Origin of the sequence: Phytohabitans aurantiacus, assembly GCF_027923225.1 — a bacterium.
Taxonomy (GTDB): domain Bacteria; phylum Actinomycetota; class Actinomycetes; order Mycobacteriales; family Micromonosporaceae; genus Phytohabitans; species Phytohabitans aurantiacus.
In genome coordinates this window covers 110,769-130,075 of record NZ_BSDI01000007.1, presented here as the reverse complement: position 1 = coordinate 130,075, position 19,307 = coordinate 110,769, and the positions used below count along the sequence as shown (strand labels likewise).

General features: G+C 72.8%; 15 protein-coding genes. 11 read left to right on the top strand and 4 right to left on the bottom strand.

The genetic code is table 11. From position 1 onward, the window contains the following. Positions 1-135: 135 nt before the first annotated feature. Both QMG73_RS08290 and QMG73_RS08285 read left to right on the top strand, forming a co-directional pair. Positions 136-1,458 (top strand): LuxR C-terminal-related transcriptional regulator, encoded by a 1,323-nt coding sequence (locus QMG73_RS08290; protein WP_281893540.1) that lies wholly within the window; start codon positions 136-138, stop codon positions 1,456-1,458. Positions 1,459-1,470: 12 nt separating this feature from the next. Continuing rightward, on the top strand, positions 1,471-3,240 hold the full coding sequence (locus tag QMG73_RS08285; protein WP_281893539.1) for a copper resistance protein CopC: 1,770 nt from the start codon (positions 1,471-1,473) through the stop codon (positions 3,238-3,240). 4 nt (positions 3,241-3,244) lie between these two features. Here QMG73_RS08285 and QMG73_RS08280 read toward each other — a convergent pair whose 3' ends face one another. The 3 genes from QMG73_RS08280 to QMG73_RS08270 form a co-directional block, all read right to left on the bottom strand. Next, a complete protein-coding gene (locus QMG73_RS08280) occupies positions 3,245-3,916 on the bottom strand; it encodes a class I SAM-dependent methyltransferase (protein ID WP_281893538.1) in 672 nt (223 codons plus the stop codon). Between the two features lie 77 nt (positions 3,917-3,993). Next, entirely contained in the window at positions 3,994-8,994 is a 5,001-nt protein-coding gene (locus QMG73_RS08275; protein WP_281893537.1) for a cupredoxin domain-containing protein, read from the bottom strand. Between the two features lie 173 nt (positions 8,995-9,167). Beyond that, positions 9,168-9,764, bottom strand: a complete 597-nt coding sequence (locus QMG73_RS08270; RefSeq protein WP_281893536.1) for a hypothetical protein — start codon at positions 9,762-9,764, stop codon at positions 9,168-9,170. A 239-nt stretch (positions 9,765-10,003) separates the two neighbouring features. Here QMG73_RS08270 and QMG73_RS08265 point away from each other — a divergent pair, with 239 nt between their 5' ends. Beyond that, entirely contained in the window at positions 10,004-11,491 is a 1,488-nt protein-coding gene (locus QMG73_RS08265; protein ID WP_281893535.1) for an arsenate reductase/protein-tyrosine-phosphatase family protein, read from the top strand. Here QMG73_RS08265 and QMG73_RS08260 read toward each other — a convergent pair. Then, on the bottom strand, positions 11,473-12,165 hold the full coding sequence (locus tag QMG73_RS08260) for a nitroreductase (RefSeq protein WP_281893534.1): 693 nt from the start codon (positions 12,163-12,165) through the stop codon (positions 11,473-11,475). The two genes, QMG73_RS08265 and QMG73_RS08260, sit on opposite strands and share 19 nt — an antisense overlap. A gap of 68 nt (positions 12,166-12,233) precedes the next feature. Between QMG73_RS08260 and QMG73_RS08255 the strand changes: the two genes are divergently transcribed. From QMG73_RS08255 to QMG73_RS08220, 8 genes are all read left to right on the top strand, one after another. Then, positions 12,234-13,715 (top strand): type I 3-dehydroquinate dehydratase, encoded by a 1,482-nt coding sequence (locus tag QMG73_RS08255; protein ID WP_281893533.1) that lies wholly within the window; start codon positions 12,234-12,236, stop codon positions 13,713-13,715. After that, positions 13,693-14,514, top strand: coding sequence for a hypothetical protein (locus tag QMG73_RS08250; protein ID WP_281893532.1), 822 nt, complete (start codon positions 13,693-13,695; stop codon positions 14,512-14,514). The genes QMG73_RS08255 and QMG73_RS08250 overlap by 23 nt, the downstream gene beginning before the upstream one ends. Then, positions 14,511-15,707, top strand: coding sequence for an acyl-CoA dehydrogenase family protein (locus QMG73_RS08245; RefSeq protein ID WP_281893531.1), 1,197 nt, complete (start codon positions 14,511-14,513; stop codon positions 15,705-15,707). Before QMG73_RS08250 ends, QMG73_RS08245 begins: the two co-directional genes overlap by 4 nt. Beyond that, positions 15,682-16,200, top strand: a complete 519-nt coding sequence (locus QMG73_RS08240; RefSeq protein WP_281893530.1) for a flavin reductase family protein — start codon at positions 15,682-15,684, stop codon at positions 16,198-16,200. The genes QMG73_RS08245 and QMG73_RS08240 overlap by 26 nt, the downstream gene beginning before the upstream one ends. Before the next feature lie 93 nt (positions 16,201-16,293). Further along, positions 16,294-16,668 carry a hypothetical protein gene (locus tag QMG73_RS08235; protein WP_281893529.1) on the top strand — a complete coding sequence of 125 codons (375 nt, stop codon included), beginning with the start codon at positions 16,294-16,296 and terminating at the stop codon, positions 16,666-16,668. Next, positions 16,665-17,126, top strand: a complete 462-nt coding sequence (locus QMG73_RS08230) for a hypothetical protein (RefSeq protein WP_281893527.1) — start codon at positions 16,665-16,667, stop codon at positions 17,124-17,126. Before QMG73_RS08235 ends, QMG73_RS08230 begins: the two co-directional genes overlap by 4 nt. A gap of 85 nt (positions 17,127-17,211) precedes the next feature. Further along, positions 17,212-18,315, top strand: a complete 1,104-nt coding sequence (locus tag QMG73_RS08225; RefSeq protein WP_281893526.1) for a FecCD family ABC transporter permease — start codon at positions 17,212-17,214, stop codon at positions 18,313-18,315. 10 nt (positions 18,316-18,325) lie between these two features. Then, complete coding sequence (locus QMG73_RS08220; RefSeq protein WP_281893525.1) at positions 18,326-19,279, top strand: ABC transporter substrate-binding protein; 954 nt, start codon at positions 18,326-18,328, stop codon at positions 19,277-19,279. Positions 19,280-19,307 lie beyond the last annotated feature (28 nt).

The following is a 19,307-nucleotide window of genomic DNA, read 5'->3' as shown; positions in this document are numbered from 1 at the left end:
CCCCGACCCGACGGTGCCGCAGGCCGACTGATACACCTTGGGGGGTAGGAAAAGACGTTTCAATTCCGCCGCCTTGGGTACTGGCCCTGCCGCCGTTGTACACGCGCAATTTCATGTTCCCGGTTGGGGGCCCACATGGGCAGGGGAAGCGGGCAGGGTACGAGCCGGATCGCCGTGTGCTCCAGTGATCAGCTTCGGCGCGACGCGTTGGCCGCCTATCTGGGCGGCCTGCCCGACTTCACCGTCGTCGGACGGGTCGTCGACGGCCATCATCTGATCCCTCTCGTCGAACTCGAACGGCCACACATCGTCCTCATCGATGGTGGCCGGCGCCCGGGCGCGAGCACGCCGACGATCCAGGTGCTGCACGCCCGGCAGCCGGCGACCCGGCTGGTACTGGCGTACGAGCGGCTGTCCACTGAGGAGTTCGCCGGCGTGCGAGAGTCGGGCGTGGTGGCGGTCGTGCCGTACGCCCACGGGCTCGGCGGCCTGGTGACCGTCCTGCGCGGGCTCGCCACCGGCGTCGAGGTGACCGGCAAGGGCGTCGGGCTCACCGGCCGCCAGCGGGAGATCCTGCTGCTGGTCGCGTCGGGCCATCAGGTCACCGAGATCGCCGAGATGCTCGCGATCAGCCCGGGCACCGTGGAGAACCACAAGCGACGCCTGTACGCGAAGCTGAGCGCGACCAGCGCGGCGCACGCTGTGGCGCGGGCTGCCTCGCTCGGCCTCATCGACAGTACGCCGGCGGCCCGGACCGGCCGGCCCGGGAGTGAGCCGCGGGCAGAGGGCGACCACGCGACGCTCGCCCTCGTGGTCGGCCACGCCAGCGCGGTGCTCGACCGGGCGGTCACGATTCTGATCAGGCACGGGATCGGGGTCGTACGCGAGCACTGTCCACAAGCGACGACGCAGGTGCACTGGAACCGCTCGCACCGTGGCCCGGTGGTGCGCGTCCTGGTCGACCCGACAGCCGAGCAGTGGCGGGTCGGCGCGACGCTCGGCTGGTCCGCCGTCATGGTGCACGACGGCCGCGTCGACCGCCGCGCCATGGGGGAGGCGCTGGCCAACGGCGTACTGGCGCTGGTGCACGCCGACCACGTCGAGTCCCGCCTGATGCCGGCGATGCACCTCGCTGCCGGCGGCTACCTGGTGATGGATCCGGCCTCTTCGGGGCTGTTCATCGACTCCATGTGGAACTGGTCGGCCGACCTGCCGCCGATGACGCCGCGACTGACCGCCCGGGAGCACGACATCCTGCGCCTGATCGGGCGCAACCAGACCGTGCGGCAGACCGCACGCGCGCTCGGTATCGCGATGAAGACGGTGGAGAACGCACAGGGCCACCTGTTCAGCAAGCTCGGCGTGCACAACCGGGCCGCGGCGCTCGCCAAGGCGTACACGCTGGGTCTGCTCCAACCCACCGACGCCCTCCTCGACGCGCGGGCGTTGCTGACGTAGAGGAGGCTCGGCATGAGCCGGTCGGGTTTCGTCGCGGTCACCGCGGCGCTGTGCTGGGTGCTGCTGCCCGCCGCCCCGGCGGCCGCCCACGCCGAACTGCTGGGCACCACCCCCGCGTCCGGTGCCGTGCTGGCGCGCGCGCCCGCCGAGGTGGTGCTGCGCTTCAGCGAGCCGGTCGCGCCGGTGCGGGACGCGACGCGGCTGCTCGACGCCACCGGCAGCGCGGTGCGCGGCGGCGCGGCGGCCGAGCCGGTGCCCGGCCAGCCGGAGCGGGTCCGCCTGGCGGTGCCGTCGGGCCTGCCCGACGGGCTGTACGTCGTGGCGTGGCGGGTGGTATCCGCGGACTCCCACCCGGTGGCGGGGTCGCTGACCTTCACGGTGGGCGAGGCGGTGGGTGCGGCGCCGGCGTCGACGCCGGTCCAGGCCGTCGATTCCGGAGTACGGGTGGCCTTCTGGACCTTCCGGGGGTTCGGGTACGCGGCGCTGGCGCTGCTGCTGGGTGGCGCGGCGTTCCTGGTGCTGTGCTGGCCGGCCGGCTGGTCGGACCGGCGCGCCCGCCGCCTGGTATGGGCCGGCTGGTGGGCGAGTCTGGGCGCGGCGGCCGCGGTCCTGGTGCTGCAGGGCCCGTACGCGGCCGGGAAGAGCCTCGCCGGCGTGCTCGATCCGGCCCTGCTGCGGGCCACTGTGGACTCCGACTACGGGCGGCTCTGCCTGGCCCGCCTGGCCCTGCTTGCCGCCGGCGGCTTCCTACTGGCCCGACTGTCCACCCGGGGCGGCCGGATGCTCGTGGCGGGGGCTGCCGGGATCGGACTGGCGCTGCCGCTCACCTGGGCGGCGGCCGGGCACGCCCGGGTCGGCGCGGGCGCCATGCTCGCACTGGCCGCCGACGCGGTGCACGTCCTCGCGATGGCGGTGTGGCTGGGCGGCCTGGCGCTGCTGTTCGCCCGCGTGCTCCCGGCTCGTGGCGGCGTACCGGTCCGGACGGCGCTCGCCGTGCTGCCCCGGTTCTCCTGGATCGCGTCCGCGGCGGTGGCGGCGCTGGTCGTCACCGGCGCCTTCCAGGCGTGGCGCGAACTGCGCGGCGCGGACCTGTCTGGGCCGTCCGGCTATCCGCGGCTGCTGGCCTGGAAGCTGGCCGCGTTCGGCCTGCTGATCTGTCTCGGTGCCGGCTCCCGCGCACTGGTTCGCTACCGGTACGTGCGTCCGGTCGGGTACGCCGCCGCGGGCACCGTGGCCGCGCCGGCCAAGCGGGCCACGGCGGCGGTGACCGGGGCGCGCCTGGAACGGGTCGAGCGCAAGCGCCGCGCCGCGGAACGGCGGCAGGACGAGGAGGCGGTCGCGCTCCTGCGCCGCTCGGTCCGGCTGGAGGTGGTGATCGCCGCCGCCGTGCTCGCGCTGACCGCGGCGCTGGTGTCGACCTCGCCGGCCGGGCACGCGCACAGGGAGCCGGCGGCGAGCGGGCCGTACTCGGCGGTGGTGCCGCTGCCCGGCGGGGGCGACGTGCAGGTGTGGCTTGCCCCCGCCCGGTCGGGCCCCAACGAGTTGGTGCTCAACGTGCGGAGCGCGGACGGGTTGCCCCGGGACGTGCCGGAGGTCGCCGCGCGCCTCGTCAACGACGCGTTCGGCGCGCCCATGCCGGTGCCGCTGGAGCGTGCCGCCCCGGGCCGGTACACGGCCCGGGCGGTCACGATCCCGTCGGCGGGCGCCTGGGGCCTGCGCGTCACGGTGCGTACGTCCGAAGTGGACCAGTACACGGTCACCGCTGACATCCCCGTCGCCTGAGGGCTCAGGCGTCGCCGGTGCGGGCGGTCACCACCACCCGGTCCCGGGGGCCGGAGAGGGGGCGGGTGTAGGTGAACGTGGTGTAGGAGACGTCGGTGAAGCCCGCCTCGCGGCACTGGTCGAGCAGGTACCCGGCGGACAGCCAGTGCGCGGGCACACCGGGGGCGGGCTGCGCGTCGCGTCCCTCGCGGGCGCTGTCGTTGGACACGACGAGAACGCCGGGGCCCGGTACCAGCCAACCGTGCAGGTGCTTGAGGATCGATACCAGCCCGTCCTCCGGGTCGTACAGGTGGGCGAGCAGGCCGTCGGCGTACACGACGCCCCAGCGACCCTCCTCGGGTGACCACGAGCTGATGTCGGCGACCTCGGCCGTGAGCCCCTTGCGGCGGGCGATGCGCACGGCGCGGTCCAGGATGTCGACGGCGAGCACCGGGTAGCCGGCGCGGGCCACCTCGGCCTCGACCGAGGCGTTGCCGCAGCCGATGCTGAGCAACGTCGACGGGCTGGTGCGGTCCAGCACGCCGCGCAGAAAGTCGATCATCCAGGCCCGGTATCGCGCGCTGTACGTCGACGGCGTCACCGAGTCGCCGTTGGCCGCACCACCCTCCCAGATGTCGAACAGGCTCAGCTCCTCGTCGCACAGGTAGAACTTCCAGAGTTTCTCGACGCTTGTCACGGTTCCTCCAAAGGGGACAGACATGGTGGACAAGGGAGGACGGGTGTGGAGGTCGCGCCCCCACACCCGTCCCGGCGTTACAGGCGAGCCAGGTCGCCGAGGGTGGTTCCGCTGGGTACCACCCGGAAGATGCCCCACATCCCGGCTTCCGTGAACGGCTGGCGGCCGTCGCGGTACATGTAGTCACCGGTGTTGGCTGGCGGGCCGCCGGCACCGCCGACGATTTCGGCGTCGATCGTCTCGCCCGCCGTGACCGTGCGGGAGCTGAGCAGCGCGGAGCGCCGGTCGGTGGTGCCGTTCCACATGTTCGGTTCCTTCGGGAACATGTGGCCGGCGATGGTGAAGTTGTGGAGCTGGTCGGAGGCACCGATCCCGAGCCGGTAGACCACGGGATCGCCGGCGTAGGCACGGAACACCGGCGTGGCCGGGTCGCCGTGGACCGCCGAGCTGAACGCGGTGCCGTAGTTGGGTGACGGGTTCGGCGGCGAGCTGGTCAGGCCCAGCCGCACGGTGATGGGTTCGCTGTGGTAGCTGACGTGGGTGAATCCCTTGTCCGCGACCGGCGGGTTGCCGGCCGTGAAGGTGCTGTTGACGCCCGTGCCGGCCACCACGTCCTGATACGGCACGATGCTGCGCGAGTAGTGCTGGTCGGTGGTGGAGAGGGTGAGTGCGAACTCCCGGAACCGCTGGGTGCCCGGCCCGCGGATGATCGCCTGCGTACTGGTCGCCGTGGCACCGAGTGGCGCGTTGTTGGCGCTGTTGAACCAGGTCGAGCCGGTCGGTTCGACGATCAGCAGGCCGTACGCGCCGTGCCGCTGCGACACCTCGCTGCCGAGGTTGCGGAAGATGGACGTGCCGGTGTCCCGGTCGGCGAACGCGCGGTACGTGACGCTGCCGCCGATCGCCACGGTCGTGTCCGGGTTGAGCCCGACCGCGCCGCCACCGGACGTCTGCGGGTTGAACGGCAGCTTGCTCAGGTCGAAGCCCGCGCGCCGGCCACCGTACCGCGAGTCGGCGTCGACCTGGTTGCGCAGCGTCACCTGCAGGCAGTCGCCCCGGTTGACGCGCAGCACCAGTGGTTCGACGGGTTTCTGCCCGCTCCTGATGCCCGCCACGTCGGAGGTGAGGGCATAGATCACTCCTTCCGTGTCGATGACCGGCGCGGTCGGCAGCGTGACGTTGATGAGGGAGACGTCGTACGCCCGCTGCGGCACGCCGGCGGGGCACGGGTCGCGGGTGGACGAGACCACGCCGGACTGGGTGGCCGGCGGCGGGTTCGGTCCCGGCGCCTGTTGCGTGTTGCCGGTGGCCGCCGACAGCAGCGGGAAGCCGGTGCCGGTCGGTGGCGCGGCGCGGTCCGGCAGCGGTGCCAGGTCGGCGCTGCGCCGGTCGTGCACCCGGAAGATGCCCCACGCCCCGGTCTCGAAGGCGAAGTTGCGGGCGCTGTGGTACAGGTAGTCGCCCGGCATCTGTCCCGGCCCGCCGGCGCCGCCGTCCAGTATGTAGTCGAACCGTTCGGAGATGCCGGTCGTGGCGGTGTCGGTCAGTTCGCCGGCGGCGTTGAACCGCTCCACCCGGAAGCGGTGTCCCTGCATCCTCAGGGCCTCACCGCGCTCGTTGAGCCCGATCGTGCGGATCACGACGGGGTCACCGACGTACGCGCGCAGCAACGGCGTGCCCGGATCGCCGTACTTCACCGAGGAGAACGCGTACGGGTCCACTGTGGCCACGGTGGCGTTCACCGTGTTGGAGCCGTCCGGCACGTTCTGGTTACTCGTCGTACTTCGGCACACCGCCCCGCTGAACTCCTGCCGCTGGTCGGTGGTGGCGGGATCGGCGGGCGTACTGCCGGGAGGCACCCGCTCGCCGATCGGTGCGGCCCGGAGGTTGATCCATCCCTCCTCGCACTCCTGGCCGAAGTTCCGGTTCTGGCCGAGGATGCCGAAGAAGGCGGGATTGTCGAGCTCCGGTCTGCCTTGTCGGCCGTTGCCGAGGAAGAGCATGAACTCGCGGAACGATCCGCCCGTGCCGACGCCGACGGAGCGGCTGGTGCGGATGTCCACGATGGTGCCGCTGCGCACCTGGGCGCCGGTGCGCGGGTCGTGGTACGTCGAGCCGGCCGGCTCGATGATGTGCGCGCCGAACAGGCCGTGCGCCCACGACTGGATGCCGTCGACGTGGTCGTGCCAGAACACCGTCCCGGAGTCCACATCGGAGTACCACCGGTACTGGACGAACTCCACGGTCACCGGGTCACCCACGGCGTGCGCGTTGGTGAGCGCGCGATCGAAGGTGAGCGTGTTGCCGCTGATCCCGGTGATGCGCCGGATCTCGATGTTGGGCCGGCCCACGCCGACGCCGATGGAGATGCCCGGGCGCAGCCGGTCCACGTTGGTCACGTCGATCGTCGTGGCGCCGGCGGCGGTCGCCGCGGTGGCGGTGCGGTCCTCGCGCGCGTCCGAGTAGATGGACTGCTCGTACGAGAAGCCGCTGATGACGCCGTCCGAGGCCTGCGGGTCGAACTGGACGAAGTGCGTGTGCATGTTGACCTTCTCCTGGCCGGCCGGGTTCAGCTCGCTGGAGAAGGTGACCGCCACGCAGTCGCCCACATTGGACCGGATGGTGAGCGGATCGGGTGGCCGGGTGCCGTTCAGGAGCGCCTGCTTGTCCTCGTTGAGCACGAAGAGCCGCCCGCCGGCGTCGGTCTCGCGCACGGTCTGCCGCACCGGCAGGCTGACCGCCGTGACGTTGTACGTCTTTAGCGGCGCCCCCGAGGGACACAGCCCGTCCGGCCGCTGCGCGGAGCCGTTCTCGCCGAGCCACGGCGCGCCGCTGTGGCCATTCGGTGAGAAGGGTGGTCGTTGCGCGAAGTGCGGCCGCAGCATCGGCCAGGCCGGCCGCCCGTTGGTCGGGTTGAACTGGATCGCCGGCCGCACGCCCGGCGCGGTCGAGGAGAAGTTGGCCCAGACGCGGGTGTCCTCCGGCTCTCCCTTGTAGACCGGCGCGGTCGCGGTGCCCTCCTTGGTCCAGTTCCAGACCGTGGCGTCCTCGTCGTCGACCCGGACCCCCTGCGGCGGGATCTGGGACTCGACGAGATCCTCCAGCGCGACCTGGGTGGAGGCGTTGGTGACATTGGCACGCAGCACGACGGTGCGCCCGCCGATCTGCCGGCCGAGCAGCCCGGCCGAGTCCACCGCCGCCGGCGCCTGGGCGCGTCCTGGCAGGGTCGCCAGGTCCGCCTGCCGGGTGTCGAAGACCCGCCAGAAGCTCCACATGCCGGCGATGTAGTGGTGCGCGATGTGGCAGTGGAAGAGGAAGTCGCCCGCGGCCTGCTGGCAGCCGCCGGCACCGCACTCGTGCTCGAGGTTGTAGGTCTCCTCCGGGCCGATCGTCTGCGAGTCGAGCCGGATGGAGCTGGCGTTCTGGACCGGAACCTTGCGCAGCCCGCCCGCCATGTCGGTGTTGTCGGCGTCCGGGTTCTGCCGCCAGCGCGTGGCACCGCCGTGCAGGTGGTGTACGTGCAACTGCTCGAAGCCCGGATGCACCAGCCGGGTCTTCGTCGGCTCGCCCAGATAGGAGCGCGGCATCGGGGTGGGCGAGTCGCCGAACATGTAGGAGCCGTACGCGAGCGACTCGTTGGCCAGCATCTGCGCGTCGGTCTTGCCCGCCGCGGCCAGCGAGTTGAGCCGTCGCATGAACGGCTCGCTGCGGTAGTTGAGCCCGCGGCTGCCCGGCCGGTACGCCTTGGTGTTGGCGCCGCCGGTGGCCTGGCCGGTCTCGTCGATCATCGGCAGCGGCGCGCCCTCGCCGTCACCCGGGTCCGGCGTCGCCGGCTGCGGCGCGCCCTCCCGCGGGGGCCGGCGCAGGTTGAAGTTCTCGTCGCCGATCTCGTGGTACATGAGGGTGAACTCGCGGAACGCGGGCTCGTTCGGCGGCCGGACCATCGCCTCCCAGCTGTTCCAGCTCACGTCGGACGTGCGGTCCTGTCCGGTGCGCGGGTCCGACCAGGTGGAGCCGGCCGGTTCGGCGACGAGCGCGCCGAAGAGGCCGTGCGCGGTCGTCTGCACGGAGTTGCCGCCGCTGCGGAAGACGCGGGCGCCCTCGCCGAGCAGCGGGTCGAGGTAGAACCGGTAGGTGCGGGTGGCGCCGGGCGGCACCATGACGCTGGCCGGGTTGTTGCCGACCAGGTCCCCGCCCTCGCCCGCGGCGGCGGAGTACGCGACGCCCTGCATGTCGACGGAGACCGAGGGCACGCCGCCGGGCTGGGTGACGATCGGTGTGGTCTGGAAGCCGGGACCGCCCTTGGGCGGCTGCGTGAGCTTGTTGGTGAGGTTGATGACGACGCAGTCGCCGACCCGGGCCCGCAGCACGAGCGGTTGGATCGGATCCTGGGCGAGTCCAATGGAGACCTTGGCGCCGGTGGTGGCGCCGTCGGGAGCGCGGGCCGCGGCCCGGAGCGCGGCTTCCTGCGCGCGTACGTCCGCCTCGCGGGCGTTGAGGACGTACATGAAGCCGAACGGGTCGTGGTCGCCGTGCCGGTTGACGGTGATGTCGAGGTTGATGGCGGAGACGTCGTACTGGCGGCGGGGCACCGACCCGCACTCGCCCACGGCGGCGGCCGCGGCGACCCGGTCGGGCACCGTTCTGGGCGCGGCGGCGGCCGCCGCGCTGGCGGATTGCGGGATCATGCCGACCACGAGCAGGGACGCGCTGGCGAGCACGACGGCGCGGCTGACGCGCCGGGCCCACCGGCGCCGACGCACCGGTCGCCGGCCCAGCCGCTCGCCGGTGAGGAGGGCGACCGCGAAGGCCACCGGCTGGGCGCCGATCGCGTACCAGATGGCGCCGGCCAGCGTCCCGCCGCCGGCCGAGGCGTGGTGCCCCGCGGCGGCGTCGACGAAGAGGCCGTGCACGATCGGCTGGAGCTGGCCGAGCGGCACCATCAGCGGTACGCAGAACAGCGAGACGGCGGCCGCGTGCGCCGCCGAAGTCCGCCCGTCCGCCCGCGTGTGGCGCACCGCGAGGTCGGCGAGCCAGATTGCCGCGACGGCGGCCGGAATAGCGATGAGTACATCCAAAAATGCAGCTTGGGCGTGCTGTAGCGGTGTCGTCAGGTGCCCATGTCGAAGTGTGTCGAGGAGGTGCTGCCACAGCATCAGTGCCGTGGCGAGAGCGACCCCCAGTGCGGCTCTTCGCCGCAGTTGATCTGGTGTGGTTCGCATCGATTTCCCAGCTTTCGGAATAAGTTCGACTACGACTCGTGTGAATGCTCGGTGAATCCGGACTCACGTGGCACGGCGAGCCGGTATGACCGTCCGTCCCGCTTCCAGTCGACGACCAGTTGGGCGCTGGACGGGACGGGTGGCAGGTCGAAGAAGAGCGTTCCGTTCACCACGGTCGCCGGCCCGAGTCGAGGCAGGCCGCCGAACGTGTCGGCGATCGCCGGCCAGCTCTGGCCGGTGCGGTCGTCGGTGAGCGTGAACTCGCCCGGTGGGTCGATCGGCCGGCCGACGGCGGCGGTGTTGGCCAGCGTGAGGGCCACCGACATCCGCACCTGACCCTCGGGCGGCATGCCCGGCATCATCGACAACGGCATCCGGAAGCCCTGCCCACCACCGCTGTTGCCCTGGTCGTGCTCGTGCGGGCGGCCGACCTCGGCGGCGTGGGTCACGGTCGCCGCGATGCCGTCACCCGACCTGGCGTGTGCGGCCACGGCCGGCCGGGCGTCCCGGTCCAGGACGGCCAGCGCCGCCTGGCTGGTGCCGGCCAGCGCGAGGGCCGACGCCGCCGCGAGCAGCAGCGGTCGCAGCCACCGCCCCCCGTGGCCGCCTCCAACATTTGCGTGCATAGATCACCTCCAACTAAGAGGAAATGAGGCGGCCGAAGCGTAGGGGCGGTCGCTATTCGCTGCCAATCCCCCAGGGGATGTGCCATGTACAGAACCCCCCGGGGGTTGTTGACAAAGTTCATTTCTGTGGCCCTCCACGGAAATATTCCGTTCCCGAGTTGCAGCCATTTAGGGGCCGTGATAGGCCGGGTTCTGACCCGAAATGTGGCGCCAATTAAGCGTGAGGGAGAACGGTCGTGGTGACGACCCGCAGAAGCATGGTCGGCGTCGGTATGCTCGGCCTGGCGATCGGATACTTCGTCTGGTACACGCCCTATGCGGCGCTCACCAAGGCGCTGTCCAGCGGGTTGCTGCCCGGCATGGACGCCCGGGTCGGCGGCCTGGTGCTGTTACCGGCGGCCGCCCTCGGCACGCTCGCCGGTTCGCTGGCCTTCCTGAGCGTCTCCGGCTGGTGGCGGTACGCCGGGCGCCGCCGGGTGGCCGGGCGGGAGGTGCTCTGGCCCGCACCGGCCGCCGTGACCGCCGGCCTCTTCATGGCCCTGATCATCGCGACCACGACGCTGAACTACACGTTCGCCGGGGTCTCCATCCTGTTCATGCTGCTGATGATGCGCGGCGGCGTGCTCGTCCTGTCGCCGGTCGTCGACGCCGCCCGGCGCCGGCCGGTCCTGGTGTACTCGTGGGCGGCCCTCGGCCTCAGCCTCCTCGCGGTCGCCGTCGCACTGGCCGATGTGGACAGCTACCAGCTGACCCTGGCCGCCGTGGCGAGCCTCGGCGTCTACCTGTCCGGCTACATCGGACGGTTCCAGATCATGAGCCGGGTCGCGAAGACCGGCGACCCGGCGATCGACCGCCGGTATCTGGTGGAGGAGCAGATCGCGGCCGTGCTGTGGCAGGTGGGGCTGCTCGCGGTACTGGCCGCGATCGGCGCCGGCCCCGTCCTCGGCGCGCTGCGCGAGGGGTTCACCTCGTTCCTGCTGACGCCGGCCGCGGTCCCGGCGTTCGGGGTCGGCCTGCTCTACGAGGCGCTGTTCGTCTACGGCACGCTCATCTACCTCGACCCCCGCGAGTACACGTGGTGCGTGCCGGCGAACCGCTGCGCCAGCCTGCTCTCGGGCCTGGTCGCGTCCTACGGTCTCGCGTGGCTGACCGGCATCGCCACACCCGGGGCGGGCCAACTCGCCGGCACCGCGCTCATCGGCCTGGCGGTGCTGGCGCTCAGCTATCCGGCGCTGCGCGCGGCCGCCGCCCGGCGGTGGGCGTGGGCGCGGCGGCACCGGGTGGTCTTCGTCTGCGGCGGCAACACCGGCAGGTCCGCGATGGCCGAGGCGATCGCCCGCGCCGACGGCGACGGCACCTGGAGCCCGCGGAGCGCCGGGCTGGCGCCGCGGGTGGCTGGCGAGCCGATGGCCGCGCCCGCCGTCGCCGCGCTCCGGCGGATCGGGGTACCGCCGCGGCGGCACCGCACCCGGCTGCTCACCCGCCAGATGTGCCGCGAAGCCGACGCGGTGTTCTGCATGACCCAGGCGCAGCGCACGGCCGTCGAGCAGATCGCGCCCGAGGCGCGGGGTCGCACCTTCTGCCTGGATCCGGCGCGGGACATCGCCGACCCGTCCGGCGCGCCGGATCCCGCGTCGGCCTATCTGCGCACCGCCCAGGCGTTGCGCGAGCAGGTGCGCACGCGGCTGCGCGAGCGCCTGCCACACCTTCAGCAGGTGGGTGGCTGATCATGCCAGGTTACGTACTCCGGCAGCGCGGCCCGCTCGGGCACGTACGCGTTGACGCTCGCGGCCGGGTCCGGGTAGCCCGTGGCGAGGCCGCACACGATCAGCCGGCCGGCGAGGCCCAGCGCGTCGCGCAGCACGTCCGGGTAACCGGCGACGCTGTACTGTGGACAGCCGCCCAGGCCGCAGGCGACCAGCCCGAGCATGGTGCTCTGCAGGAAGAAGCCCAGCTCCAGAAACGTGCCGGGTGCCGCGTCGGCCGGCAGGTGGAAGACCAGGGTCGCCGGCGCGCCGTGAAAGTCGAGGTTGGCCCGCAGGTGCGTGCGGCGACCGGCCGCGTCGTCCCGGGCGATGCCCATCGCGCCGAGCAGGCCGGCGCCGAACGCGGCTGCTCGGTCCCGGGTCGCCTCGTCGAGCCCCGCCGGAAGGTTGGCGTAGTCGGGATGCGGCGGCACGCCGCGGTCGAACTCGGCGCGCAGCCGCCGGCCGAGCGCCTCGCGGGCCGCACCGGTCACCACGGCGACCCGCCAGGGCTGGATGTTGCGGGTGGAGGGCGCGTGCGCGGCGACCGTGAGAATCCGTTCGAGCACCTCGCGCGGCACCGGCCGGTCCAGAAAGGCGCGCTTGCAGTGGCGTGCGGTGGCCACCGCGGCGAACTGGTGCCAGTTCTCTCCCACAGCCCCGGAAGTGTGCGCCGCCACGGGCATCCTGTCCAGGGTGCGAAAACCCCCGGGGCGGTGCGGCCATGACCGAGGTGACCGTGACGGACGTGACCGCGACCGTGACGAGCTGGCCGGTGGATCTGTCCACAGTGCCCGCTGGCGTGACGCGCTTGGAGATCCGCGCCGACCTGGTGGGCGACCTCGATCCGGCACCGCTGCGCCTGGCCTTCGCCGGCCGCCTCCAGTACACGCTGCGCAGCCGCGCACACGGCGGCCGGTGCGCCGACCCGCCAGAGGTACGCCGGGCGCGGCTCGCGTGGGCCGCGCTCGGGTACGACACCGTCGACCTGGAGGCGGACCACGACCTGCGGCCGGAGGTACTCGCAGCGGTACCCGCGGCGCGGCGGCGCGTCTCGTGGCACGGCCCGTCCGCCGCGCTGACGGAGCTGCGGGAGCGGTTCGCCGCGATGGCGGCCGTACCGGCGGCCGGGTACCTGCTGGCGCCGCGGGCGGCGTCGGCCGCGGACGCGCTGGTGCCGCTGCGGCTGCTGGCCGGGCTCGGCCGCGCGGACGTGACCGCGTACGGTACGGGCGCCCTCGGCGTCTGGAGCCGCCTGCTCGCCCCGTGGCTGGGGGCGCCCGCCGTCGCCGGCCCGCTCGACCGGTCCCGAAGCACCGGCGCCCTCGACGTGGCGCGGATCTGCGCCGATTACCCGTTCGCGGCCCTGCCGCCGTTGCGTGACCTGTACGGCCTGGCCGGCCCGGTGGCACTGGCGTCCAGCTTCCTGGGCCTGCACAACCACGCGTACCGGGAACGCGGCATCCCCGCCCTGTACCTGCCGTTCCACCTGACCGGGATCGGCGACTTCCTGACCGGATTCTGGCCCGCCGTACCGGATGGGCTGCGCGCGCTCGGCATGCCGCTGCGCGGCCTGACCGTCAGCGGCCCGCTGAAGGAGGTGGCGTTGCACGTCGCCGACGTGGTCAGCCCGGTTGCCCGGGCGGCCGGCGCGGCGAACGCCCTCACCCGGCGGGGCGGGCGCTGGCGGGCGGCCACCACCGACTCGTCCGCCGTCGCGGCGGCGCTGCGTTGGGTCGGTGTGCCGCTCGCCGGCCGTCCGGCCGCGGTCGTTGGCTGCGGTGGGGCGGGCCGGGCGGCCGCGGTGGCGCTGCGCTACGTGGGGGCCGACGTGACGATGGTCAACCGCAGGGAGACCCGTGGCCGCCTCGCCGCCGACCTGCTCGGGCTCCCGTTCACACCGCTCGACGCGTTCCGTCCGACCGGGCCGTGCGTCGTGGTGCACGCCACGTCCGTCCACACCAGACTCCCGTTTCCGGTGGAAGGGCTCAGCGCCGGTGCCGCCGTGGTCGACCTGGTGTGCCCGCCTTCCGGGGTGAGCGCGCTCGTGGCGGAGGCCCGCGGTCGCGGGCTGCGCACGGTCGACGGCCGGCGCGTGATGGCCGTCGAGGCGGCCCACCAGTTTCGGCTGATGACCGGCCGGCCGATGCCGCCGGAGCCGACGATCCGAGAGGTGGTGACCCATGCGGGTCTCGACTCTCCATAACGGACACTCGGTGCTGGATCACGCCGCGCTGCTGGGCGGCTGGCGCAACACCGACCCCGCCGCCGGGGGCGTGCGGCGCTTGGTGCTGTCCGACGGCGGCGGCGATCTGCGCCTTCGGGTACTCGGCGCGGGGCGGCGCCAGCCCTACGACTGGGGCGAGATCGAGGCGCGGGCGTACGCGGCCACGCCGAACCTGCCCGCCGCGTGGGCGTTCACCGCGGTGCACGACACCGAGCTGCGCGGCCTGCGGCTGGCGGCGTACACCCGCGGCGGGCTGCTGGTCGTCACCACGTACCAGGCGTTCAGCGGCCCGGGCTGGCCGGCACCGTACTGGACACGGGAGTTCTTCCACCGTGACGGCCCGGCCGCTCCCATGGCGGTCGAGCCGGCCGGGCGGTACGGCGACCCGAGGCCCACCTCGGCGCCGCTCGGGCCGTGGCAGCTCGATCCCAGCGCCCTGGACGGGCTGTGGCGCAACGTGGACGCGGCGGCCACCCGGCTGGCCCGGGTGCGGATCCGGGAGCGCGACGGCTATCTCGCCGTGCGCCCGTACGGCGTGTGGGCGCCGCGCCGCCACGACTGGCACGAGACGGTCGGCAGCGCGTACGCCGGCGACATGCGCAGCGCGGTCGCGATCGCGTTCACCGCCTTCTTCGAGCTCGCCGCCGGCCGCGTGGAGATGGTCGGGTACCTCGACCGGCGCCTGCTGACCATCGAGACGGCGAGCACCTTCGGGGACGGCGGCCACCGGTACCCCTGCTACGTCCGCGAACACTTCTATCGAGCTGAGGGACGATGAGCGTCGACTTCGAGACACGCGTGACCGGTGCCGCCGCCGTACGGCGCGTCGCCGACCTGGCCCGCGACCGGTTCGCCGCCCGGGCCGCCGGGTACGACCGCGAGGCGGAGTTTCCCGCCGCCGACCTGGACGACCTTTTCACCGCCGGGCTGCTCGCCCCGACCGTGCCGGCGCAGAGCGGCGGGCTCGGCCTGGGCCCGCTGCGCCACGACACCCACACGTTGTGGGAGATGACCCGGGAACTGGCCCGGGTCGACCTGTCGCTGGCCCGCTGCTGGGAGGGGCACGCGAACGCGCTGGTACTCGTCGACGCGTTCGCGACGGGCCCGCAGCGCCAGCGGTGGTTCGACGGCGTGGTGCGCCGGGGCGAGAAGTGGGTCGCCTGGAGCGGCGAGCCGCAGGCCCCCAAGCCCGGCGAGGTCCGCCGCTTCGGCACCACGGTGACCCGTACCGCGGACGGCTGGACCGTCGACGGCACCAAGGCGTTCGCGACCAGCGCGACCGGCGCGGACTGGGCGGTCCTGCTGGTGAGCCTCGCCGGGCCGGGCGGCGCGCGGCACGCGGACGCGCCGGAGAGCGTGCTGCTGCTCGGCTGCGACCTGCGGCATCCATCGGTCACTGTGGACACGTCGTGGTGGGACCCGGTTGGCATGCGGGCCACCGCCAGCCACGTCGTCCACTTCGACCGGACGCCGGTGCCGGCGGCCTGGCAGCTCGGCGCGCCGGGCGACTACGTGCGGCAGGGCTGGCAGTCGGCGTTCATCCCGCACTACGCCGCGAGCTTTCTCGGTGCGGCCGAGGGTGCGTACGACTACGCGATCCGGTACCTGGAGAAGCAGGACAAGGGTGGCGACCCGTACGTGCAGCAGCGGGTCGGTGGCATGGCGGTCGACCTCGACACGGCCCGGCTGTGGCTGGCGCACGTGGCGCGGCTGTGGGACAGCGGTCGCACCGCCGAGGCCCGGGTCGCCGGCAGCCGGGCCCGGCACGTGGTCGAGCATCTCGCGCTGTCCACCGTGGACCACTGCGTCCGGGCCTGCGGGGCGCGCTCGCTCGTGCGACCCAGCCCAGTCGAGCGGATCCTGCGCGACCTGACCTTCTACGTGCGCCACGACAACGACGACCACCTCATCGCCACCATCGGCCGGGCCGCGCTGGGACGGGACCATGACGCCTCGTTCTTCAAGCCCTGAGATGCCGGTGCAGGCGCCGCCGGCCGACCGGTTCCGCGACCTGATGGCCGGTTGGCCCACGGGAGTGGCGGTGGTGACCGGCGCGGACGGTGCGCGGCCGCTCGGCTGCACCGTCACCGCGCTCGCGTCGGTGTCGGCGGACCCGCCGCTGCTGCTCGTCTCGCTCGCCGCGCGCAGCCGTACCCTGGCCGCGGTCGAGCGGTCCGGACGGTTCGGGATCTGCGTACTGTCGACGGCTCAGCGGCGCCTGGCCCGCGCGTTCGCTTCCGGCGAGCCGGCCGCGCGTTTCGCGGGCGTGCCGCACCGGTGGACGCACGGTGTGCCGCTCCTGCCCGGGGCGGTCACCGGCGCGGTGTGCGCGGTGCGGGACACGATCGCCGTCGCCGACCACGTACTGGTCTTCGGCGGGCCGCTGTGGCAGGCCGGCGATCCCGGCGCCGAGCCGGTGATCTGGTACCGCCGGGGACCGCACGACCTCGCGGGAAGGTCGTGACGGCGGCGCACCCCCCGGGGGGTTTACGACGCTCGGCGGCGCGCCTCGCACACCCTAGGATGGCATCGACGTCGATCGAATGGCGGGATACCAATGACCGTTGAACTGAGTGGGATCCTCGGCGAGTGGCGCAACGCCAACCGGCACACGTTCGGGGTCCGTCGCCTGGCTGTCGGCGAGCGCGACGGTCGAGTGTGGACACACGTGTGGTGCCGCGACCCGGAGGCCGACCACCTGATCGACTGGGGTGAGGCGCCAGCGGAGGCCATCTACACCGACGGGCCGCGCTCCAACCGTGCCTGCGCCTACCGCGTCTTCTTCGACCTGGGGCACGCGGAGGTGCAACTCCAGTTCAACGTCATGCACCTCATCACCGTGTGCGCGGCGTACACCCGATTCACCGACGGGAGTGGCCGCCGCGGCTACTTCTCCCGCGAGTACATGCACCGGCGGGGTGAGATGTCATGACCGATCTCGCGTACACCCGGGGCGACGAGCTGCTGTCGATGCTGCGATCCCCGGTGACCCCGGAGCCGATGGTCGGGCACTGGCACAACACCGACGTGACCTCGCGCGGGATCAGCGAGGTGACCTGCTCGGTGCGGGACGGCGACCTGTATGTGGCGGTGCGCGGGGCGGGCCCGGACGGGCCGATCGAGTGGGGCGAGGTGCCGGCGGAGGTGTACGCCGACATCAGCGTGACCGGCGGCGCCCGCTCCACTGTGGATCCGGCTGACACGCACTACGCCGACATCTCGGCGACCGGCGGCGGCCCGGCGTTCCTGGCGGTGTACGACCACGGCTTCATGCGGGTCTACCTCCAGGGCCGCCTCAACCTGGGCATCCTGCCGCTGGCCATCTTCACGGAGTTCGTCGACGGCAGTGGCCGCTCGAACTACTACACCCGGGAGATCTTGGTCCGCTAGCGGGCCCGAGTGGCGTTCACCACCCTTCACCAGCTTTGATCTTGCTGTTAGGTTATTGCCTAACTTTGGCAAGTACTCAAGAGCGGTGATTGGGGTTTCGACGTTGGGCAGCGCCCTGCCGGCGAGCCAGGACCACGACGTGCTCGGCGTCGGCGCGCAGCGGCGGCGCACCGTGTCGTGGTTGCTGGCCCTGACCGTCGGGCTGGCCATGACGGGGGTGTTCGCGGTCGGCACGGGGGCGATCGCGATCAGCCCGCTGACCGTGGCGCGGATCCTCGGTCACCAGCTGTTCGGCGTGGGAGAGGTGAGCTGGACGCCGCCGCAGGAGGCGATCGTCTGGCAGGTGCGGCTGCCGCGGGTGCTGCTCGGCATGCTCGTCGGTGCCGGGCTGGCCACCTGTGGCGTGGCGTTGCAGGCGATGGTGCGCAACGTGCTTGCCGACCCGTACCTGCTGGGCATCAACTCCGGAGCGTCCAGCGGCGCCGCCGCGGCCATCCTGTTCGGGGCGGGCGCCGGCTTCGGGCAGTACGCGCTGTCGACCAGCGCGTTCGTGGGTGCGCTCGCCGCGTCGCTGCTGGTGTTCCTGATCGCCCGCAGCGGCGGCCGGGTCACCTCGATCCGGTTGCTGCTGGCGGGCGTGGCCGTCGGATACGCGCTCTACGCGGCCACCAGCTTCCTCATCTTCGCCTCCGGGTCCGCCGAGGGCTCGCGGTCGGTGATGTTCTGGCTGCTCGGGTCGCTGGGCCTGGCCCGCTGGGACGCCCTGCTGGCCGTGGCCGCGGTCGTGATCGGCGGCACCATCTGCTACCTGACCGTCACCGGCCGGCGGCTGGACGTCCTGGCGGTCGGCGACGAGACCGCCCACACGCTGGGCGTGTCGCCCGATCGGTACCGGATGCGGCTGCTCGTGGTGGTCTCGCTCTGCGTCGGCGTGCTGGTGTCGGCCGCCGGCAGCATCGGCTTCGTCGGGCTCGTCGTGCCGCACCTCGCCCGGCGGATCGTCGGCGCGCCGCACGTGCGCGTGGTGCCGGCCGCGGCGCTGCTCGGCGCGATCCTGCTGGTCTGGGCCGACGTCATCGCCCGCGTGCTGCTCGCCCCGCAGGAGATCCCGATCGGGATCATCACCTCGCTGCTCGGCGCCCCGTTCCTGCTGATCCTGATCCGCCGCCTGCACGCGGCCAATGCGTGAAAGGAATCCCATGAAGGCAACGCGGCTTCTCGCCGTCACGGTCCTGCTCGCCGCGGGGTGCGGCGGCGCCGCCGAAGAACAGGCGGCGTTCACCATGACCAACTGCGGCGTGAAGGTCACCTTCGACGCGCCGCCCCAACGGGTCGTCCTGCTCAAGAGCGCCGCCGTGCCGTACCTGCACTCGCTCGGCGTCATGGACCGGGTGACCGCCCGAGCCGGCCAGTACCCGAAGGAGTACTACGACGCCGCGACGCTCGCCGAGCTCGACAAGGTGCCGCTGCTGACGGACAAGACCGACACCAGCGGCCATCTGCAGATCTCCAAGGAGATCGTGATCAGCCAGCAGCCGGACCTGGTACTCGGCGAGGTCGACAACCTGTCCCGCGACACCCTCGCCGGCGTGAACATCCCGCTGATCGAGGAGCCGGCGATGTGCCCGGGCAGCACCAGCGTGCCCACGTTCGACGACATCTACGCGCAGCTCGACACGTACGGGAAGGTCTTCGACCGCGGCGCCCAGGCCGCCGCCGCGGTGACCGCGCTCAAGGAGCGGATGGCGAAGATCCAGACCGAGGCCGGCCCGGCGTCCGGGCGTACGGCCGCGGTGCTGTACCCGACCGTGGGCGGCGGGGTCACCTACGCGTACGGCACGGCCAGCATGGCGCATCCGCAGCTGGAGGCGGCCGGGTTCACCAACGCGTTCGCCGGCAGCAAGGAGCGGGTCTTCGAGGTCACCCTGGAGGAGCTGCTGGGCCGCAACCCCGACGTGCTGATCCTGCTGCACAGCGACGGCGACCCGAAGGCGGTCGAGGCGGCCCTGACCGGGCTGCCCGGTGCGGAGAAGCTCAACGCCGTCCGCACCGGCAACGTCATGACCCAGCTGTTCAACTTCACCGAGCCGCCCTCGCCGCTGTCGGTCGACGGCCTGGAGCGGATCGTCAAGCGCTTCAAGCCGGGCGCGTGATCGAGGCGAGCGGGGTCAGCTGGCGCTA

Excerpts from the sequence above, each read along its gene's own strand:
- QMG73_RS08290 (WP_281893540.1), top strand. The coding sequence starts at position 136 with ATGGGCAGGGGAAGCGGGCAGGGTACGAGCCGGATCGCCGTGTGCTCC.
- QMG73_RS08285 (WP_281893539.1), top strand. The coding sequence starts at position 1,471 with ATGAGCCGGTCGGGTTTCGTCGCGGTCACCGCGGCGCTGTGCTGGGTG.
- QMG73_RS08270 (WP_281893536.1), bottom strand. The coding sequence starts at position 9,764 with ATGCACGCAAATGTTGGAGGCGGCCACGGGGGGCGGTGGCTGCGACCG.
- QMG73_RS08255 (WP_281893533.1), top strand. The coding sequence starts at position 12,234 with ATGACCGAGGTGACCGTGACGGACGTGACCGCGACCGTGACGAGCTGG.
- QMG73_RS08250 (WP_281893532.1), top strand. The coding sequence starts at position 13,693 with ATGCGGGTCTCGACTCTCCATAACGGACACTCGGTGCTGGATCACGCC.
- QMG73_RS08245 (WP_281893531.1), top strand. The coding sequence starts at position 14,511 with ATGAGCGTCGACTTCGAGACACGCGTGACCGGTGCCGCCGCCGTACGG.
- QMG73_RS08240 (WP_281893530.1), top strand. The coding sequence starts at position 15,682 with ATGACGCCTCGTTCTTCAAGCCCTGAGATGCCGGTGCAGGCGCCGCCG.
- QMG73_RS08235 (WP_281893529.1), top strand. The coding sequence starts at position 16,294 with ATGACCGTTGAACTGAGTGGGATCCTCGGCGAGTGGCGCAACGCCAAC.
- QMG73_RS08230 (WP_281893527.1), top strand. The coding sequence starts at position 16,665 with ATGACCGATCTCGCGTACACCCGGGGCGACGAGCTGCTGTCGATGCTG.
- QMG73_RS08220 (WP_281893525.1), top strand. The coding sequence starts at position 18,326 with ATGAAGGCAACGCGGCTTCTCGCCGTCACGGTCCTGCTCGCCGCGGGG.